Annotated in this window: 17 protein-coding genes; 7 read left to right on the forward strand and 10 right to left on the reverse strand. The window is 64.5% G+C overall.

Annotated elements, in window-relative coordinates; all coding sequences use genetic code 11:
• Nucleotides 1-191: 191 nt before the first annotated feature.
• The 7 genes from J8I87_RS39000 to J8I87_RS39030 all read right to left on the reverse strand — a co-directional run bounded on the left by J8I87_RS39000 (nucleotide 192) and on the right by J8I87_RS39030 (nucleotide 7,049).
• Entirely contained in the window at nucleotides 192-1,244 is a 1,053-nt protein-coding gene (locus J8I87_RS39000; RefSeq protein WP_209937741.1) for an ABC transporter ATP-binding protein, read from the reverse strand.
• Entirely contained in the window at nucleotides 1,241-2,155 is a 915-nt protein-coding gene (locus J8I87_RS39005; protein WP_209937742.1) for an ABC transporter permease, read from the reverse strand. The genes J8I87_RS39000 and J8I87_RS39005 overlap by 4 nt, the downstream gene beginning before the upstream one ends.
• A 31-nt stretch (nucleotides 2,156-2,186) precedes the next feature.
• On the reverse strand, nucleotides 2,187-3,011 hold the full coding sequence (locus J8I87_RS39010; protein WP_209937743.1) for an iron ABC transporter permease: 825 nt from the start codon (nucleotides 3,009-3,011) through the stop codon (nucleotides 2,187-2,189).
• Nucleotides 3,008-4,054: an ABC transporter substrate-binding protein gene (locus tag J8I87_RS39015; protein WP_209937745.1), complete on the reverse strand. Its 1,047-nt coding sequence runs from the start codon at nucleotides 4,052-4,054 to the stop codon at nucleotides 3,008-3,010. The genes J8I87_RS39010 and J8I87_RS39015 overlap by 4 nt, the downstream gene beginning before the upstream one ends.
• 74 nt (nucleotides 4,055-4,128) lie before the next feature.
• Nucleotides 4,129-5,265 carry a LacI family DNA-binding transcriptional regulator gene (locus J8I87_RS39020; protein ID WP_209937746.1) on the reverse strand — a complete coding sequence of 379 codons (1,137 nt, stop codon included), beginning with the start codon at nucleotides 5,263-5,265 and terminating at the stop codon, nucleotides 4,129-4,131.
• A gap of 1,009 nt (nucleotides 5,266-6,274) precedes the next feature.
• Nucleotides 6,275-6,811, reverse strand: a complete 537-nt coding sequence (locus J8I87_RS39025; protein ID WP_209937747.1) for an RNA polymerase sigma factor — start codon at nucleotides 6,809-6,811, stop codon at nucleotides 6,275-6,277.
• 1 nt (nucleotide 6,812) lies between these two features.
• The gene (locus tag J8I87_RS39030; protein ID WP_209937748.1) at nucleotides 6,813-7,049 is read right to left on the reverse strand and encodes a DUF2892 domain-containing protein; all 237 of its coding nucleotides are present in this window, start codon (nucleotides 7,047-7,049) and stop codon (nucleotides 6,813-6,815) included.
• A gap of 260 nt (nucleotides 7,050-7,309) precedes the next feature.
• Between J8I87_RS39030 and J8I87_RS39035 the strand changes: the two genes are divergently transcribed.
• The 6 genes from J8I87_RS39035 to J8I87_RS39060 all read left to right on the forward strand — a co-directional run bounded on the left by J8I87_RS39035 (nucleotide 7,310) and on the right by J8I87_RS39060 (nucleotide 11,504).
• On the forward strand, nucleotides 7,310-7,939 hold the full coding sequence (locus J8I87_RS39035; protein ID WP_209937749.1) for a glutathione S-transferase family protein: 630 nt from the start codon (nucleotides 7,310-7,312) through the stop codon (nucleotides 7,937-7,939).
• A 233-nt stretch (nucleotides 7,940-8,172) separates the two neighbouring features.
• On the forward strand, nucleotides 8,173-8,364 hold the full coding sequence (locus tag J8I87_RS39040) for a hypothetical protein (RefSeq protein ID WP_209937750.1): 192 nt from the start codon (nucleotides 8,173-8,175) through the stop codon (nucleotides 8,362-8,364).
• Between the two features lie 131 nt (nucleotides 8,365-8,495).
• Complete coding sequence (locus J8I87_RS39045; RefSeq protein WP_209937751.1) at nucleotides 8,496-9,899, forward strand: FAD-containing oxidoreductase; 1,404 nt, start codon at nucleotides 8,496-8,498, stop codon at nucleotides 9,897-9,899.
• A 31-nt stretch (nucleotides 9,900-9,930) separates the two neighbouring features.
• Nucleotides 9,931-10,263, forward strand: a complete 333-nt coding sequence (locus J8I87_RS39050) for a cupin domain-containing protein (RefSeq protein WP_209937752.1) — start codon at nucleotides 9,931-9,933, stop codon at nucleotides 10,261-10,263.
• Nucleotides 10,264-10,405: 142 nt separating this feature from the next.
• Nucleotides 10,406-10,981 carry a TMEM175 family protein gene (locus J8I87_RS39055; protein ID WP_209937754.1) on the forward strand — a complete coding sequence of 192 codons (576 nt, stop codon included), beginning with the start codon at nucleotides 10,406-10,408 and terminating at the stop codon, nucleotides 10,979-10,981.
• 40 nt (nucleotides 10,982-11,021) lie between these two features.
• Nucleotides 11,022-11,504, forward strand: coding sequence for a metallophosphoesterase family protein (locus J8I87_RS39060; RefSeq protein ID WP_209937755.1), 483 nt, complete (start codon nucleotides 11,022-11,024; stop codon nucleotides 11,502-11,504).
• A 56-nt stretch (nucleotides 11,505-11,560) separates the two neighbouring features.
• Here J8I87_RS39060 and proP read toward each other — a convergent pair whose 3' ends face one another.
• The 3 genes from proP to argA all read right to left on the reverse strand — a co-directional run bounded on the left by proP (nucleotide 11,561) and on the right by argA (nucleotide 15,452).
• Nucleotides 11,561-13,030 carry a glycine betaine/L-proline transporter ProP gene (proP, locus tag J8I87_RS39065; RefSeq protein ID WP_209937756.1) on the reverse strand — a complete coding sequence of 490 codons (1,470 nt, stop codon included), beginning with the start codon at nucleotides 13,028-13,030 and terminating at the stop codon, nucleotides 11,561-11,563.
• A gap of 714 nt (nucleotides 13,031-13,744) precedes the next feature.
• Complete coding sequence (locus J8I87_RS39070) at nucleotides 13,745-14,020, reverse strand: oxidative damage protection protein (protein WP_012400884.1); 276 nt, start codon at nucleotides 14,018-14,020, stop codon at nucleotides 13,745-13,747.
• Nucleotides 14,021-14,072: 52 nt separating this feature from the next.
• Complete coding sequence (gene argA, locus J8I87_RS39075) at nucleotides 14,073-15,452, reverse strand: amino-acid N-acetyltransferase (protein WP_209937757.1); 1,380 nt, start codon at nucleotides 15,450-15,452, stop codon at nucleotides 14,073-14,075.
• Nucleotides 15,453-15,475: 23 nt separating this feature from the next.
• Between argA and hrpA the strand changes: the two genes are divergently transcribed.
• Nucleotides 15,476-19,927, forward strand: a complete 4,452-nt coding sequence (gene hrpA, locus J8I87_RS39080; RefSeq protein WP_209937758.1) for an ATP-dependent RNA helicase HrpA — start codon at nucleotides 15,476-15,478, stop codon at nucleotides 19,925-19,927.
• Nucleotides 19,928-19,965: the final 38 nt, after the last annotated feature.

Consider the following 19,965-nt stretch of genomic DNA (forward strand, 5'->3'; position numbering starts at 1 on the left):
GGTGTGAGCCCGCTTTCTTTGCTTACTTTCTTTGCGGCGGCAAAGAAAGTAAGTGCCGCCCCGCACAGGGGCAACGCTCGCGCCGCGAGGCGCTATCGCGGATGCCAGCGATAGCGGCAAGAACAAACCGCATCGCGTATGCCCGCGCAAGGGGCAAAACAAACGTGATCGTGCGCAGCACAACAACCCACTTACGATAACGCAATTAAACCATCCTGCGCGATGGAAACCCCTACGGGCGTCCCTCGCGCCAATTCAACACGTCCCGGCACATCGACGATCAGGACATCAGGCGCGGCATCGCGCACCATCACCCGCGTGCGCTCGCCAAGAAACGCCGCCGCGTCGACGACACCCCGCAACTGCGCAGTCTGCGGATCAGCAAGCCACGCGTCCTCAGGACGAAAAAACACCTCATCGCCATGACCCGCAACATGCGTCGCGTGCGTCGGCGGCAGGGGAATCACGCCGCCCGTCGTCGCGAGCACGCCGTCGCGCGCCTGCCCCGACACGCGATTGATGCTGCCGACGAACTGCGCGACGTTGCGGTTCGCGGGCCGGTAGTAGATGTCGCGCGGCGTGCCGATCTGCTCGATGCGCCCCGCGCTCATCACGACGATGCGCTCGCCCAGCTCCATTGCTTCCGCCTGGTCGTGCGTCACGTAGACCGTCGTGATCCCGAGTTCGCGCAACAGCGCATTCATCTCGCTGCGCAGCGCGTCGCGCAGACGCGCATCGAGTGCCGTCAACGGCTCGTCGAGCAGCAGCACGCGCGGCTGCGGTGCGAGCGCGCGCGCCAGCGCCACGCGTTGACGCTGGCCCCCCGACAGTTGATCGACGGGTTTGTCCGCGTGATCGGCGAGACGCATCATTGCGAGCAGTTCGTCGACGCGTCGCCGCGCAATGTCCGCGTTCACGCGTTTGATCTTCAGCCCATAGTTGATGTTGCCGCGCACCGTCAGGTTCGGAAACAGCGCGTAGCTCTGGAACACCATGCCGACCTGACGCTTCTCGATGGGCAGCGCGGTGACGTCTTCATCGCCGAATGTGACGCGGCCCCCCGCGTCCGGTTGTTCGAGGCCCCCGATCATGCGCAGCGTCGTTGTCTTGCCGCAGCCGGACGGGCCGAGCAACACGAGCGTTTCACCCGCGCCGATCGACAGATCGAGCGGCTCGAGCACGCGCGTGCCGCGAAAAGTCTTGGCACAGCGGGTCAGCGTGATGGGAATCGAATCGAGTTTCATGACGGATCGTGTGCAGTCGGTTGCGCATCGTTCGCGCGGGCTTTTTTCCTGATGCTGCGCTGGCCCGTCGCATCGACGCCGAGCCATTGCATCGCGACGAGCAGCGGCATCGTCATGATGAAAAAGAGAATCGTGTACGCGCTGCCGATCTCGATGCGCAGCGATGCGTACGTGTCGGCGAGGCCGACGGGAAGCGTTTTCGTCTCGGGCGTGTGCAGCATCCATGTGAGGTTGAACTCGCCGATGGAGAGCGTGACGACGGCCAGCGCCCCCGCGACGATACCCGGCCGCACGTTCGGCAAGACGATCGTGATGAAGCGCTGGAAGAAGCCCGCGCCGAGGCTCGCCGCGCCTTCTTCGAGCGTGCGCAACCCCGAGCTCGCGCACACGGCGGCGACGGCGCGCACCATGAACGGCAGCGTGAACACCACATGGCCGACGACGATGAACGCGACACTCGTGCGGAACATCGTGAAGCCGCCGTATACGACGAGCAGCGCGAGCGCCGATGCGAGGCCGGGCAGTGCGATGGGGAGCACGAGAAACTCTTCGATGATGCGCGACAGACGCGTCTCGCTGCGCGCGAGCACGTAGCCCGCGGGCACGCCTGTGATCAGCGTGAGCGCGAGCGTCGCGAGCGCGACTTCGAGCGACAGGAACACGGACGCGTGATACTGCGTCCACACTTCGCCGAGCCAGCGCAGCGTAAGACCGCTCGCGATGCCCTGGAAGTAGTTGACCGTGAGCCCCGCGAGAATCGACATCGCGACGGGCACGATCAGGAACGCGCACAAGAGCAGCGTGACGAGCCATTGGCCCGCGGCGAGCCACGCGCGCAGCGAGGGCAGGGCGAACGCGCGCCGCCGGGAGCTTGCGGGCGGCGCATCGGTGGCGTGGGCAACGGAATTCATGCGAGTGTCTTCATTCGACATGGAAAAGAAATCATGCCGTCGCCGCCACAGCCGAGCCGCTGGCGCTGCGCGCGACATACAGCACGAGCCACGTGACGATGCCGAGCACGATCGACAGACCCGCCGCCGTCACCATGTTCGCGTTCAGCGTGAACTCGCTGTAGATGGTCATCGGCAGCACGTCGATGTCGGTGGCGAGCGTGAACGCGGTGCCGAACGCGCCCATCGCGGTTGCGAAGCACACGGCGCCCGCCGCGATCAGCCCAGGCGACAGCGCGGGCAGCACGATGTCGCACATGATCCGCCACGGCGACGCGCCGAGCGAGCGCGCGGCTTCTTCGAGCGATGCGTCGAGCTTCGCCGCCGACGCCATCACCGTGACGATCACGCGCGGAATCGAGAAATACAAATAGCCGAGAAAGAGGCCGCTCATCGAATACGCGAAGACCCACCTGTCGCCCGTGAGCTTCAGCGACAGCGCGCCGATCAGTCCCTGGCGGCCCGCCAGCATGATCACCATGAAGCCGACGACGACGCCCGGAAACGCGAGCGGAAACGTCAGCAGCGCGAGCAGCGTGCGCTTGCCGGGAAACTCGCGGCGCGCGAGCAGCAAGCCCGAGATCACGGAGAGCGCGAGCGTCGTCACCGTCACGGCCGCCGACAGCACGACTGTCGCGATGAGGCTCTTCATGTAGCGCGTGTTCGCGAGCATCGCGCCGTACGTCTTCAGCAGATGGCCGTCGGCGCTCACCTGCAAGAGCGCCGTCATCGGCAGCAGCCAGAACGCGATGAACACGGCGAGCGCCGGCGCGATCAACGCGATGCGCCAGCGCAGCGGAAACGTGATGTCGTTCAATGCATCACCTGCAGATACTGCTCGCCGAATGCCTGCTGCTTCCCGGCCATCTTCGCGAAGTCGACGGCATGCGCACGCGCATAGTCGCTCGCGGGCAGGAACTTCGCGGCGGCATCGGCGCTCATCGTGCTCGCGCGCACGGGGCGCAGATACGCGTTCGCCCACAGCTTCTGGCCTTCATCCGACAGCACGAAATCGAGCACCTTCTTGCCGTTCGCATCGTGCGGCGCGCCTTTCACGAGGCTCATCACGTACGGCACCTCGATCGTGCCTTCCTTCGGAATCACGAACTCGACGTTCGCGTGGTCCTTGTACTTCGCGCGATACGCGTCGAAGTCGTAGTCGAGCAGGATGGGAATCTCACCTGAGAGCACGCGCGCATAGGCCGTCTGCTTCGGCACGATCGGCTGGTTGGCCTTGAGCTTCGCGAACCAGTCGAGGCCCGGCCTGAAGTTGTCGAAGCTGCCGCCGAGGGCCTGATTCACCGCGACGGCGCCCGCATAGCCGACGAACGCGCTCGACGGATCGAGGTAGCCGATCATTCCTTTGTACTCGGGCTTCAGCAGATCGGCCCACGAACGCGGCACGGGCTTGCCTTCGAGCGCGTCCTTGTTGACGAAGAAGCCGAGCGTGCCCGAATGAATGGCGAACCAGTAGCCTTGCGGGTCCTTCAGGTTCGATGGGATGTCGTTCCAATGCGCGGGCTTGTACGGCGCAATGACGCCCTTGTCCTTCGCCTGGAATGCCGACGATACGCCCAGATACACGACGTCCGCCACGGGGCTCTTTTGCTCGGCCATCAGTTGCGCGATCGACTGGCCTGAGTTCTTGTTGTCGAACGGCACGCGAATGCCCGTCTTTTGCTCGATGGCCTTGATCTGGCTAGCCCAGTCGGCCCATTCGGGCGGGCAGTTGTAGCAGATCGCGGTTTCTTCGGCGCGCGCGAATTGCGATGCGCCGAGCGTCAGCACGAACGACGATGCAACGAGCGCCGCGCGCGCGACGCACAACGCTGCGATACCGATGGAGGAACGGCGGTTCACGGCAGGTCTCCAGAAGATGGAAAAGAGTGTGTGGTGAAGGGGGATTGTTATGTGCGGGGCCGCCGGCGTCGCGCTCACGCGAGCGAGGGGACGATGCGGTTCGAAGATGTGCCCGACGTGTCGGAGATCGCAGCGATCGTCGCGCCTTCGCGCAGCGTGTGCGGCAAGGTCAGCGACAGTGACGGCGCTTGCAGCGTCTCGCTGAAGCCCGCTTTGAAGCCCGCTTTGAAGTCGGCATTGAAGCCCGCATTGAAACCCGTTTTGAAGCCTGCTTGCTGCTGCGTGCCGTCGAGCCGCGTGATCAGCCGCTGCCACGCCGCGCAGCCGATCTCGCGATTCGGCGCGCAGACGCTTGCGAGCGGCGGCGACAGCAGCTCGCCCATCGCGAGGCCGTCGAAGCCGAGTATCGACATGTCTTCGGGCAGTTGGAGGCGCGCGCGGCGCAGTCCGCGCATCACGACCATCGCAAGCAGATCGTTCGAGCAGAAGAGGGCGGTCGGGCGATTCGCGCCCGTCGTCAGATGATCGAGGACGGAGGGTGCGAGCTCGTCCGCGTTGAAGTCGATTTCGAGCGCGGGCGCGGGTGTGAGCCCCGCCTGCTGCATCGCCTGCGTGTAGCCGAGATGGCGCAGCCGTGCGCGGTCCGACGCGGCGAGCGTGCCCGCGAGCATCAGGATGCGGCGGTGGCCGTGCGCGATCAGCATGCGTACGCCGTCATAGGCGGCTTGCCGGTTGTCGACGGACACGGACGGGCGGCGCACCGTGTCGTTGTGCATCAGCACATACAACATGCCGTCGCGGTCCAGTTCGTCGAGCAGCGGGTGAGTGTCGGCGTCGGCGACCGTCAGGATCAGGCCTTCGACGCGCTGTTCGCGCAGCGTTTCGATCGCGCGGCGCTCGCGGTCGGCATCGTATTGCGTCGTCATCAGCATCAGCCGGTAGCCTTGCGCGGATGCGAGTTCGTCGATGCCTTGCAGGCATTCGGCGAAGACGGGATTGGCGAGCGTCGGCAGCACGACGCCGATCAGGCGCGAGCGCTCGCCGCGCAACTGACGGCCAAGCGGGCTCGGGCGGAAGTTGAGGGCGTCGATGGACTGGCGCACTTTTTCGAGGGTGACGGGATTGACCGTGTGCGGCGCGTTGATCGCGCGCGAGACGGTCGCAATCGAAAAGCCCGCGTGGGCGGCGACATCCTTGATCGTAGGCGTCATCGTAAGGGTTCCCGTTAGCCTGGTCGCGTTTCGTGTGACTGTTGCGCGCGATGTTGTAAACGTTTTCGTGGACGGATTATCGGGAACCTTTGTGACGGGTCGATGAATGCGCGCGGGGAACGACGGTAGGCCCGACTCGGGTTCGCGCTGGTTTGGTCAGCCCGTGGCGCGATGGTAGAATCGCGTCCGCCCTGCCGGGGTGATGAAATTGGTAAACATAGCGGACTTAAAACATTGAGTGCCCGGCCGGAAACGGCTGGTGCAGAACCCTTCAAATTCGGCGAAACCCCTGGAGCGCGCGCTGCGCGGGCCGAGGCAACGCCGAGCCAAGCCGGCTTTCTTCCCATCGGTGCGGGACGAAGGCGCGGAAGGTGTAGAGACTAGACGGAGGGCGCCTAAGGCGGTGCATGTTGCATCGCGATGGCGAAGGCATAGTCCAGCGCACGAACGTTTGCTGCTCGCTTGTAGGATGCAGACGGCGTCGAAAGACGTGGTGTGACGAAAATCCGCCGCTTAACAGCTTGCCGGTTCGAGTCCGGTCCCCGGCACCATATCTTCTCCAATCGATTTGGACAATTCTCTGCACAGCCCCGCTCAGATTAATGCTGAGCGGGGTTTTTGTTTCTATGGCGCCTAATGAATCACGCGCCGATAACATAAGCCGCATCAGGGAGTTTTCGGGCATGCTTGCGCGTCAAGCCAGCGGCCCCTGCTGTAGAGCGAAACCCCGGGAGCAAACCTACTGGCACTGTCCGACGTAAGCGGGGAGAGCGCCGTGTTTTCGTCAATGCATGGATATCGGATTGCACACGCAGATCACCCTGTGCCCGTGACACGCGACCCTCATGTTGCTCATCGTGAGACCACGACGGAAGGCCGTAGCGAATGGCTTGCTCAACCTTGCGGATACCGGGCGATCCCAGACGTGACCCAGCCGGACGCGCAGATCCGGGTGCTGTTGCGATGCCTGCACGGCCGCTGCACGGACACCCATCGCGTCGCCTTCCGCTCACACCTCCGCGAGCAGATATTCCCGCGCCATCGTTCGCGCCCGATGCAGGCGGCTCTTAGTCGCGGCCACCGTCATCCCGAGCCGTTGCGCGATCTCGCCAATCGTCAATTCTTCGAAATCGCGCAGCAGGATCACATCGCGATAGTCCGCGGGCAACGATTCCAGCGCGGCCACGAGTTCGAGGCGCAGCGTGTCGCTGGTGCGCGTCATGAGCCAGCGGTCGACGCGTTCCTCATCATAGGGATCAAAGTCGAACGCACGGCGCCCGAGGCGCCGGCACTCGCGCCGGACCACGGCGAACAGCCAACCCGAAAACGCCGCCAGCGCCCGCACCGAGCCGATCTTGCGCGACACGATCCACAGCACTTCCTGCACGGCGTCGTCGACGTCGGAGATCATGCAGTGGCGTTGCGCATAGCGGCGGATGTCGGGCTGATAGAGCCTGAGCAAGCGCTCGAGCGCGGCGGGATCACCTGAACGCGCCGCCGTCACGGTTTCGAGACGCTGCTCAGCCGCGGCAAGGCTTGCCTGCATGTCAGCCCTTTGCCTGCGCTTGCGAGGCGCGCGTCTGCGCCTTCTTCAGACGCCGCCCGACCAGCGCGCACGCCGGGCAGAAGCCCACGAGCCCCGATACGACGATCCCGAGCGCCGCAATCGCGACGACGATGCCGACGGGTCGCGTCCAGTACGCGATCGACAGCATGGCGATCGCCATGCCCGCAACCACGCGCATGATTCTTTCCAACATCGGCACATTCTTCATATAAAACATCGCTTGCTCCTACGCTTGTTCGAGGACGTCCCTCGGCAGCTAAGAGGCGGCGGACCCGAAAACGGATTCGCGGGATCAAGAATTTTTTTGCGCCGCTTTTTCCGCACTGCTCTTTCTGCGCTTTTTCGCGCGGCAGTGACGGCGGACGGCGGATCAGTGTAAGAGACGGGCGGAACCCCCGCAGCGCAAGAGCATCGCCAGCGAATGGCCATTCGTCTACAGTAGCGCGCAGTGACCAACACACCATGGGAGAAAGCAGGATGCAACTGATCGGCATGATGGATTCACCGTATGTCCGCCGCGTCGCCATTTCGCTCGCCGTGCTCGGCCTTCCGTTCGAGTACCGCAGCGTATCGGTGTTTCGCCACTTCGACGAGTTCTCGAAGGTCAATCCGGTGGTCAAGGCGCCGACCGTCATCCTCGACGACGGCACGATGCTGATCGATTCGTCGCTGATCCTCGATTATCTGGACCATCTGAGCCCGCCGGAAAAGCGCCTGATGCCGGCCGGAACGGGCGAGCGCATCCGGGCGCTGAATCTGATCGGCTTCGCGCTCGCCGCGTGCGAGAAGACGATGCAGAACGTCTACGAGGTGAATCTGCGGCCCGCCGAGCGTCGGCATCAGCCGTGGATCGAGCGGGTCCAGACGCAACTGTTCGCTGCGTACGACCATCTGGAGAAAGCCATCCGGGGCTCCGACGGCAGCGAGGAAGGCGGCTGGCTGTTCGGCGAGCGCCTGATGCAGCCGGATATCACCCTTGCCGTCGTATGGCGATTCCAGCAGTTCATGCTGCCGGGCATCGTCGATCCGGGCCGCTTTCCCGCGCTCGCGTCTTTCTCGGCGCGGGCCGAGGCATTGCCCGAATTCGTCGCCGCGCCGCTCGAATGACGACGGCGTAAAGGGCGCGGGCGGTGGGACGGGCAGGTTGCGCGGGCGGTGGGCAAAGCGGGGGATACGGCCCCGCGAGCCGTTTGCGGATTGTTCTACTCCGCCGACAAGTGACTTCGCGTTTAGCTCATTTATCCCTAACTGTCCAGTCTCTACAATCCACTCCATCGAAATTCGTATGCAGATGGGGCGCCGCGATGCAATCCGCGGCGCCGCAATGATGGAGGTGGGCCATGAGAGCGATCATCGAACGACAGCTTTATCATCCGGCAGTGGTGCTGCCGATGGTGTCGCTCATCCAGATCATGGTTCAGGTGGACTTCAATCTGAGTCAGGCAGGGTTCGTCGTCGCGACGCATGGCGCGCGCGCCGCGCTGCAACGCTCGCGCGAACTGATCTGCTCGCTGCATCACTGCGACGCCTGATCGCGCAACGCGCGCGGCATGACTGCCCAGCCGACCCACAACGATCCCACAAGGATTCGCGACCTCACACTTCGATACACATCACCCAGGCGTAAGATGACCGACTCGCACACGCGTTTGGGAGGTCGGCCATGCCTGAGCATTTCGACGCCATCGTCATCGGCACGGGACAGGGCGGTTCGCCCCTCGCCGTGCGTCTCGCGAACAACGGACGCAAGACGGCCGTGATCGAGCGCGAGAAGTTCGGCGGCACCTGTGTGAACGTCGGCTGCACGCCGACCAAAGCGTATGTGGCGAGTGCGCGCGCCGCGCACGTCGCGCGCCGCGCGGCAGATTACGGTGTGCGCGTCGCGGGCGAAGTCACGGTCGATCTCGCGCAAGTGAAGGCGCGCAAGGACAAAATCATCGGCCAATCGCGCGACGGCGTCGAACGCTGGCTGCGCACAACGGACAACGTCACCGTTTTCAAAGGGCATGCGCGCTTCACGGGCCCGCATGCGCTGAGCGTCACCCATCCCGACAGCGGCAACGTGCTCGCCGAACTGCAGGCCGAAGAGATCTTCATCAACACGGGCACGCGCGCCGTCATTCCACGGCTCGATGGCATCGAGCGCATCCGTTACCACACGAACTCGACGCTGCTCGATCTGACTGAACTGCCGAAGCATCTGGTCATCGTCGGCGCCAGCTATATCGCGCTCGAATTCGCGCAGGTGTTTCGCCGTTTCGGCAGCCGCGTGACGATGCTCGTGCGCGGCGCGCGCGTGCTGACGCGCGAGGACGAAGACTTCGCGCGCAATGTGCAGCAGGTGCTCGCGCGCGAAGGCGTCGAGTTCCGCTTTGGCGCTGAGCCGTCGCGCGTCGAGCCGTTGCGCGAGAACGGCGAAGGCGTGCGCATCTTGTTCGGCGGCGACGCCGCGCCGCTCGACGCATCGCATCTGCTGTTCGCGACAGGCCGCCGTCCGAATACCGACGATCTCTGCCTCGACGCGGCAGGCATCGCCGTCGACCAGCACGGCACGATCCCCGTCGACGGCCAGTTGCGCACGAATGTGCCGGGCATCTGGGCGATCGGCGACGTCAATGGTCGCGGCGCGTTCACTCATACGTCCTATGACGACTTTCAGATCGTCTCGGCGAATCTCTTCGATGGCGGCAAGCGCAGCGTAGACGATCGCATCATCGCGTATGCGGTGTTCGTCGATCCGCCGCTTGCGCGAGTCGGCATGTCCGAGAGCGAAGTGCGTAAGTCGGGGCGTGACGCGCTGATTGCCACGATGCCGATGACGCGCGTCGGCCGCGCGCGGGAGAAAGGCGAGACCGACGGCTTCATGAAAGTGCTCGTCGACGGGCAATCGAAGCAGATACTCGGCGCGACGATACTCGGCGTCGACGGCGACGAAGCGATCCATACTTTCATCGACATCATGACGGCGCGCGCGCCATACACGACGCTGCAATTCGCAATGCACATCCACCCGACCATCAGCGAGCTGGTTCCGACGCTGCTCGACGGTCTGGGTCCCCTGAAATAGGCCCGAGGTTTCGCTGAAGCGAGGTGCGAAGATGGAGCTGCAAACGGGGAATCTGTTCAGCGGCGAGCCGGGCCGCGGCGGCGCGGAACGGATCGACGTGCTCGTCACCGGGCAGCGTCTGAACGTGGAACGCATCGTATCGATGGGGCACGCGAGTCCCGAAGGGTTCTGGTACGACGACTCGCGCGCCGAATGGGTCGTGCTGCTGTCGGGCGCGGCCGTGCTCGAATTCGAAGAGGACGCGACGCTGCACGATATGCGTCCCGGCGACTATGTGCTGATCGAGCCCCATTGCCGGCATCGCGTCGCGTGGACGCATGCGCAGGAGCAGACCGTGTGGCTCGCTATTTATCATGAGCGCTGAGCGGTCCTGATCGAGCGACGGGTGCACAACCGCATTTGACGATCGTCGACATGCGGGCCTGTGATCGCGGATAATCGGCTGCGGCGGCGCATGGCCTCGCATGCGTCGATTGACAACCCTATCCGCAACGGGAACCGGACAGATGGGCAAAGGACGAGTCGAAGCCTTCAGCGATGGCGTGATCGCAATCATCATCACGATCATGGTCCTCGAACTCAAAGTGCCGGAGGGCTTCGAGCTCGAAGCGCTGCGCCCCATGATCCCCGTGTTTCTGGCCTATGTGCTGAGCTTTCTCTATGTCGGCATCTACTGGAACAACCATCATCACATGTTCCACGCCGTGCAGAAGGTGACGGGCGGCGTGCTGTGGGCGAACCTGCATCTGCTGTTCTGGCTGTCGCTGTTGCCCGCCATCACGCACTGGATAGGCGAGAGCCAACTGGCCGCATGGCCGACGGCACTGTACGGACTCGACCTGTTCATGTGCGCGATCGCGTACTTCATTCTCACGCATGTGCTGATCCGTCAACACGGGCCCGACTCGACAATTGCGCGCGCGCTCGGCCGCGACTTCAAGGGCAAGATTTCCGTCGTCATCTATCTGGCGGGCGTGGCGCTGGCGTTCGTCGTGCCGTGGATGTCGGCGGCGCTGTACACGTTTTGCGCAGTGATGTGGCTCGTGCCCGACAGCCGCATCGAGCAGCTCGTCAAGGAATGACGGATGCTGCTTATGTCCAGTTGACCTGCAGGTACCGCTGATGGCGACACGCCGCGCCCGATCATCCCGCATCGGTTTGATCTCCGATACGCACAACCTGGTGCGCCCGGAGGCGCTGGCCTGGCTCGCGGGATGCGACGCGATCATTCACGCGGGCGACATCTGCAACCGGGCGGTTCTCGACGCGCTCGCGCAGATCGCGCCGTTGACGGTCGTGCGCGGCAACAACGACACGGGCGAGTGGGCGGCATCGATCCCGACGCACGCGACGCTCGATGTGCAGCAGGTGAAGATCCTCGTCGTCCACGATATCGACGACATGCCGCGCAATCTGCATGATGCGGGCGTGCGCGTCGTCGTGACGGGGCACTCACACAAGCCGTCGATTGTCGAGCGCGACGGCGTTCTGTTCGTCAATCCGGGCAGCGCGGGACCGCGGCGTTTCAAGCTGCCGATATCGGCGGGCAGGTTGACGATCGCCGGCGCGCACGTCGAGGCGACGCTGCATACGCTGACGGCATGAAAAAACGGGTCAGCCGAAGCTGACCCGTCCTCGTTCGATGCGCGAGCGGGCAGCGCTTATGCGCGCACGGCTGCCGCCGCGGCGTACGCTTCCTCGGTTTCGGCGGCTTCACGCTCGCCGCGCAGCACGGCATGCGCTTCAGCCCGGCTGGCCACGCACGGGCCGGAGCCAGGCAGCGGCTTGCGCGCCGTCTCGCGCAGCGCGAGCACGGACACGATGCCGACCACCGATGCGCCCATCAGGTAGTACGCGGGCATCATCAGGTTGCCCGTGCGATCGACGAGCCACGCGCTCACGAGCGGCGTCGTGCCGCCGAACAGCGACACCGACACATTGAAGCCGATCGCTAGCGCGCCGTAGCGGATCTTCGTCGGAAAGAGGGCGGGCAGCGACGACGGCATCACGCCCGTGAACGTCGACAGCAACGCGCCGAGAATCAGCAGGCCGCCGAACACGGGAAGCACCGCGCCCGTGCGGATCAGCAGCAACGCGGGAATCGACAGCACGAACAGGCCCACGCAACCGAGCATCATCACGGGCTTGCGGCCGATCTTGTCCGACAGATGGCCCGCATAGAGCGTCATCGGCATCATCAGCACCATCACGAGCAGCACGAGGAACAGGCCGTGCGATTCGTTGAAGTGCAGCGTCGCCGACAAGTAGCTCGGAAGATACGACAGCGCCATGTAGTCGGTGACGTTGAAGATCAGCACGAGGCCGACGCACTGCAAGAGCGGCTTCCACTGCTGCGCGAGCAACTCGACGAACGTCTGCTTCGGGCGCGACTTCTCGTCGGCTTCACGCGCTTGCGCTTCTTTCCTGAAGGCGGGCGTCTCTTCGAGCTTCATCCGGATGTACAGGCCGACCAGGCCCAGCGGCCCCGCGATGAAGAACGGCACGCGCCAGCCCCACGACAACAGCGCTTCCTGCGACAGCGACGCCGTCAGCACCGCGACCGTTCCCGCGCCGAGGATATAGCCGACCAGCGTGCCGAATTCGAGGAAGCTGCCCGCAAAGCCGCGGCGGCGGTCGGTCGAGAACTCGGCGATGAAGGTTGCCGCGCCGCCATACTCGCCGCCCGTCGAAAAGCCCTGCACGAGGCGCGCCACGAGCAGCAGCGCGGGCGCGAGAATGCCGATCGAGCTATAGCCCGGAATCAGGCCAATCGCGAACGTGCCGGCCGCCATCATGATCATCGTCATCGCAAGCACGCGCTGACGGCCGATCTTGTCGCCGAGGGGACCGAACACCATGCCCCCGATCGGGCGCACGAGAAACGCCGCCGCGAACGTGCCGAACGTCGCGATCAACTGCGCGGACGGGCTGCTCGACGGGAAGAACACTTTGCCGAGGGTCACGGCGATGTAGCTGTACACGCCGAAGTCGAACCATTCCATCGCATTGCCGAGCGCCATTGCGCCGACGGCACGCTTGAGGAGGGCGTTGTCGACGACGGTGATGTCGTCGAGGGTGAGACTGTCGTCGTTGTTTTTGTGTTGCCAGAAGCCGTTGCTGGAAGCGGTCAAGGTGAAAACTCCTATGACTGCGGCCGAACGCCAAAGCGCTCCGCCACGGATTGCTGGAAGTGCAGTTTCGCGAACGGCCAGCGCGTGTTGCCTGGCGCGCATGAAGACCCGGCCCGGGCGTACCGCGCAAACGTGCATAGCACTCGCGCAGAAAAAGTGTCGCCCGTGCATTGCGAGGTCATCGCGAAAATGCACTCGTTGGTTGCTGCTAAACGTTGGTATCCGCGTGGCCTTGCAGGGGGGCAGATACCGGGAGGACGCTCGCGCACGCAATGCGCTGACGCCGCTTGAAAAGGCTTGAATAGCTTGAAACGAAAAAGGCCGGTGAGGCGTCGCTCTGAATCGCGCCGATCAATCGGACGCGACTTGCAACGGAACAGCCGACAAGCCTTCTTGTATGAAACAGTTCAATCCGCGCCCGGCGAGCACATTGCCAGGATAGGAACTGAACGGGAATGAAGGGTTAATGCTGTTAGAACGACGGACATGGTAGCACGATGGCGGAGGATCGTGCAAACGCCCGGTCGGGCGAGGGCTCGGGGAAAGTCGCCAATCCCTTGCGTGGCGCGGGATTGAGGGAATTCAGCAGGTGCTGGAAAAGCCGCTTCGGATTAACCCTTTCGTTCAAATTGCGGCTGCGTGGGCTGAATGCGGACGAAAAAAATCCGCGCATATCGCGCGGATTTTTTTCGGGGCTCCGTGAACGGGATGCGCTCAGCCTTGCGCCGGTGGCACATATCCCGAAGCCTGGTCGGCGCCTTCGCCGAAAAAGAACTTCTCCGTCTGCTTCATCAGATACTGGCGCGCGCGCGGATCGGCCATGTTCAGGCGGTTTTCGTTGATTAGCATGGTCTGCTGCTTGAGCCACTGCTGCCACGCTTCTTTCGAGATGCTCTCGTAGATCCGCTTGCCGAGTTCGCCCGGCAGCGGCGGGAAATCGAGACCTTCGGCTTCCTTGCCGAGCTTCGTGCATTGAACCATGCGAGTCATGCTGTGCTTCTCCTGTAATCGATGGGGAACGGCGTCGCGTTATTGTGAGCGCTCACAGCTGTTTCATCAGCACGAGCGACTTGCGCTGCCAGTTATAGAGGCGGCGGCGGTCTTCGGGCAGGTCGTCGACGGTGGCCTTCACGAAGCCGCGCTTCAGGAACCAGTGTTCAGTGCGCGTCGTCAGCACGAAGATGCGCGTCAATCCGCGCGCCCGCGCGCGCTGCTCGATGCGCTTCAAGAGCCGCTCGCCGTCGCCCGAGCCTTGCGCTTCGGGCGCGACCGTCAGACACGCCATCTCGCCGATGCGTTCCTGCGTGTACGGATAGAGCGCCGCGCAGCCGAACAGAACGCCGTCGTGCTCGATCACCGAGAAATGGTCGATGTCGCGCTCGATCTGGTGACGTCCGCGCCGCACGAGCGTGCCGTCCGTTTCCAGCGGCTCGATCAGCGTGAGGATGCCGCCGACGTCGTCGGGCGACGCTTCGCGCAGGCTTTCGAGATTTTCGTACGAGATCATCGTGCCAACGCCGTCGTGCAAGAACAGTTCCAGCAGCAGGCTGCCGTCGAGCGCGTACGGGATGATATGCGCACGCGCGACGCCGCCGCGGCACGCGCGGATCGAATGCTTCAGGTAGAAGCCCGCGTCGCCCGTCACTGCGCCGCTTTCGTGCAGCCGGTACGCGTCGTCGAGCGACAGTTCGCGGATCAGCGCCCCTTCCTCGTCGAGCAGCCCGTCCGTTTCGGTGAGAAACACGATCTTGTCGGCGCGCAGCGCAATCGCGGCCGCTGACGCAACGTCTTCCATCGACAGATTGAACGCCTCACCCGTCGGCGAGAAGCCGAGCGGCGAGAGCAGCACGAGCTTGCGGCTCGCGAGCGAATGACGGATCGACTCGGCATCGATCTTGCGCACGACACCTGTGTGCTGGAAATCGACCCCGTCCAGAATGCCGACGGGACGCGCCGTCACGAAGTTGCCCGACACCACGCTGATGTGCGCGTGCGCCATCGGCGTGTTCGGCAAGCCCTGGCTGATCGCGGCCTCGATGTCGAGACGCACTTCGCCCGCCGCTTCCTTCGCGGATTCGAGCGCGCGCGCATCGGTGATGCGCATGCCGTGCGAAAACTCGGACTCGACACCGTGCAGGCTCATCTGCTCTTCCACTTGCGGACGCGAGCCATGCACGAGCACGATCTGGATACCCATGGCCTGCAACATCGCGATGTCGGAGACGAGCGCGTTGAGCAGCCCCTGATGCACGACCTCGCCGCCGAAGCCGACGACGAATGTCTTGTCTCGGAACGCGTGGATATACGGCGCGACCGATCGCATCCAGTCGACGAATTGCGCGTGCTGCGAAAGGGTTTCCGCGTCGCTGGACGAGACCGGCGGACTGGCGGGCGTGGGGACGAGGTCGGTTTGGGAATTCATGCCCCGGATTATAATGCGCCCCCATGTCGAATGTACCCAAAAGCTCCGCTGGAGCCGATACGAAAAACGCAGCCGATGACGCGGCAAAAGATGCCGCGAACGGCACGCCGCGCGGCCATCAGCCTGCGACGCGCGACGCTCGCGGGCAGACGCCGCGTCGTGACGATTCTGCAACTGTCGCAAATGCGCCGCGTGCGGCGCCGGGGCATGGCGACGCGAAAAAACGCCAACGCGGCGAACCCGGCGAGCAGCAGCGCGAAGCGCCGCGCCGGCAGGCGCACAAGCCGTCTAACGAGCAGCCGAACCGGCAGCCGAACCGGCAGGCGAACCAGCAGCCAAACCGGCAGGCGAACCAGCAGCCGAGGCGTGCGCCGGATCACCATGGCGGCGCAACCGTACAACAGCCCGGCGATCAGGAGAACGCACGCGCCAGCGCCCAGCCGGCCAGTGAAAAACAGCGCAATGCCCCGCGTGAATCACGCAAGCCCGCGCGCGTCGTCGAGCCGAATCCCGTTCCGCCCATCACGTTTCCCGAAGCGCTGCCCGTGTCGGGCAGGCGCGACGAGATCGCGCGCGCGATTGCAAGCAATCAGGTCGTGATCGTCAGCGGCGAGACGGGCTCGGGCAAGACCACGCAGTTGCCGAAAATCTGTCTCGCGCTCGGCCGCGGGCTCGGCGCCGGCGGCAGCGGCCTGATCGGCCATACGCAGCCGCGCCGGATTGCGGCATCGGCGACGGGCCGGCGTATCGCGGAAGAGCTCGGCACGCCGTTTGGCGAAGTGGTCGGCTACAAGGTGCGCTTCACCGACAATCTCGCGCCGGGCGCGTCCATCAAGCTGATGACGGACGGCATCCTTCTCGCGGAAACCCAGACCGATCCGCTGCTGAAGGCCTACGACACGCTGATCATCGACGAAGCGCACGAGCGCAGCCTGAACATCGATTTTCTGCTCGGCTATCTGAAGGAGATCTTGCCGAAGCGGCCGGATCTGAAACTGATCGTGACGTCGGCGACCATCGATGCAGACCGTTTCGCGCGCCACTTCGGCAGCGACGAGAAACCCGCGCCCGTGATCGAGGTGAGCGGACGGCTTTACCCCGTCGAAGTGCGCTATCGGCCCGTCGCGGAAGATTCGCCCGCCGTGAAAGCGGCCGAAGGTAATACGGGCCGGGAGCGCGGGGATCGTGCGGATCGTCCGAAATCGCAGCGCGAGGCCGATCGCGATCTGATGGACGCGATCGTCGAGGCCGCCGACGAACTGTGCCGCGAAGGCCCAGGCGACGTGCTCATCTTCTTGCCCGGTGAACGCGAGATCCGCGACGCCGCGGAAGCGCTGCGCAAGCACCATCCGCCGCACACGGAAATCTTGCCGCTGTTCGCGCGGCTGTCGGCGGCGGAGCAGGAGCGTGTGTTCCGACCGTCGAACGCGCGGCGCATCGTGCTCGCAACCAACGTCGCGGAAACGTCGCTGACGGTGCCCGGCATTCGCTACGTGATTGACACGGGGCTCGCCCGCGTGAAGCGCTACTCGTACCGCAACAAGGTCGAGCAGTTGCAGGTCGAATCGATTTCGCAGGCGGCCGCGAATCAGCGGGCAGGGCGATGCGGGCGCGTGGCCGACGGCATCTGCATTCGTCTCTATGACGAAGCCGGTTTCCAGGCGCGTGCGCGCTTCACGGACCCGGAGATTCTGCGCTCGTCGCTCGCGTCCGTGATCCTGCGAATGAAGTCGCTGCATCTGACGGCAATCGAAACCTTCCCGTTCATCGAGCCGCCGCCCGGACGCGCGATCGCCGACGGCTACCAGTTGCTCAACGAGCTCGGCGCCGTCGACGACGACAACGCACTTACGCCGCTCGGCCGCGAACTCGCGCGTCTGCCGCTCGACCCGCGCGTTGGCCGGATGATCCTCGCCGCGCGCGACCAGCAGTCGCTCGCGGAGGTGCTGGTCATCGCGAGCGCGCTGTCCGTGCAGGACCCGCGCGATCGCCCGATCGACGCGCAGGAGCAGGCCGACCAGGCGCATCGCAAATTCGCCGACGAGCGCTCCGAGTTTTTGCAGTGGCTGAAGATCTGGGCGTGGTTCGAAGAGGCCGTCGCGCACAAGAAGTCGAACCGGCAGCTGACCGACGCGTGCCGGCAGAATTTTCTGTCGCATCTGCGTCTGCGCGAATGGCGCGATGTCCACTCGCAACTGCTGACGGTCGTGCGCGAGCACGGCTGGCGTCTGAACGAAAGCGAAGCGACCTTCGAGCAGATCCACCTCGCGTTGCTCACGGGCCTGCTCGGCAATATCGGCCTGAAAGCCGACGACGAGCCGTATTACCTCGGCGCGCGCGGCATCAAGTTCTATCTGTGGCCAGGCTCGGCGCTCGTGAAAAAGGCGGGCAAATGGGTGATGGCGGCGGAGCTCGTCGAGACGAGCCGGCTGTACGCGCGCTGCATCGCGAAGATCGAGCCGGAATGGGTCGAGCGGGTGGGCGCGCATCTGTTGAAGAAGTCGCTGTCCGAGCCGCACTGGGAAAAGCGCGCGGCGCAAGTCACGGCATTCGAGCGTGCGATGCTATACGGCTTGCCCGTCTATCACCGGCGGCGCGTGAGCTTCGGCAAGCAGGACCCGGCACGCGCGCGGGAGTTGTTCATTCGCGGCGCGCTGGTCGAGGGCGAGTTCGACACGAAGCTCGCGTACTTCGCGCACAACCGCAAGCTGCTCGCCGATATCGAACAGCTCGAACACAAGTCGCGCCGTCAGGACGTGCTGGTCGATGACGAGTTGATCTACGGCTTCTACGATCAGGCGATTCCCAACGGCATCTATACGGGCGCGGCGTTCGAGCGCTGGTATCGCGACGAAGTGAAGAAGAGCGGGCAGCAGGAAGACAAGCTGCGCCTGCTGTATCTGTCGCGCGACGATCTGATGCGTCACGAGGCCGCCGGCGTCACGACGGACCTGTTTCCGAAGCGGCTGACAATGGCGGGCGTCGATATGGCGTTGACGTACCACTTCGAGCCGGGCTCGCCGCGCGATGGCGTCACGCTCGCCGTGCCGCTGTACGCGTTGAACCAGGTGGATGCGCGGCGGATCGAGTGGCTCGTGCCGGGCATGCTGAAAGAGAAGACGCAATTGTTGTTGAAATCGCTGCCGCAAAAGCTGCGCCGTCATGTCGTGCCTTTGCCGGAATATGCGGCGGGCTTCGCCGACCGGCACGCCGGGCCGAAATTCGGCGCGGGCAGTCTGCTCGATACGCTGATCGCCGATGTTCGCGAACAGACGCAGATCGCGATGAAGCAATCGGACTTCAAGCTCGAAACTCTCGCGCCGCATCTGTTCATGAACTTCAAGGTGATCGACGAGCACGGACGCCAGCTCGCGATGGGCCGCAATCTGTCGCAATTGCGCTCGGAACTGGGCGGGCAGGCGCAGCAGCATTTCCAGAAGATTGCAGCCAGCGCGGCCGGGGCCGCGCTGGCGAATGTGGTGTCGGGCGGCGGTGACGCGTCGGCGCGCGGCGGCGCAGCGGGCGCGGATACGCGCGGCGCGAGCGTTGGCGGCGGCGCGCGTGCAGCCGCAAGCGCGCCGCATACGCCGGCGGCCGCCGACGCCGCTGCGCCCGCAACAGCCCTCTATGAAAATCTGACGACGTGGAACTTCGGCAAGCTGCCCGAGTTGCTCGAAATCCGCCGTGGCGGACAGACGCTGTTCGGCTATCCGGCGCTCGTCGATCGCGGCGCGCATTGTGACGTCGAAGTGTTCGATTCGCCGGACGAGGCCGCGCGTATCCATCGTGCGGGCTTGCGGCGGCTCTTCGCATTGCAGTTGCGCGAGCCGATCAAGTACCTCGAAAAGAATCTGCCGGGTCTGCGCGAAATGGCAATGCAGTTCATGCCACGCGGCACCCAGGAAGAGCTGCGCGATCAGTTGATCGATATGGCGCTCGACCGCGCGTGTCTGCAAGACCCGCTGCCCGACGACGACGCGAGCTTCCACGCTCGCAAGGACGAAGGCCGCAGCCGGCTGACGTTACTCGCGCAAGAGATTGCCCGCCTCGTTGGACAGATTCTTGGCGAGTACTCGGCCGTCGTCAAAAAGCTGGCGCAGGCGAAGCCGTTCGCCGCAGCATACGCGGACATGCAGAATCAACTGGATGCGCTGATCGGCAAGCGCTTTATCGTCGAAACGCCGTACGCACAGCTGACACACTTCCCGCGCTATCTGAAGGGCATTGCGCTGCGCATCGACAAGCTGAAGGCGGACCCGGCGCGCGACGCGCGTCAGTTTGCCGAGCTGCAGCCGCTCGCACAGCACTACCAGCGAGCGCTCGCGCAGCGGGGCGGGGTGCCCGATACGAGACTGGCCGAGTTCCGCTGGCTGCTCGAAGAACTGCGCGTGTCCCTTTTTGCGCAGGAGCTGCGCACGCCGATGCCCGTTTCAGTCAAGCGGCTCTACAAGGTCTGGGAGTCGATGCAGCGGTGACGACATGGGTCGCGATGCTCGCATCGTATCGGCTTCGT

Origin of the sequence: Paraburkholderia sp. LEh10 (assembly GCF_017814945.1) — a bacterium.
GTDB lineage: Bacteria > Pseudomonadota > Gammaproteobacteria > Burkholderiales > Burkholderiaceae > Paraburkholderia.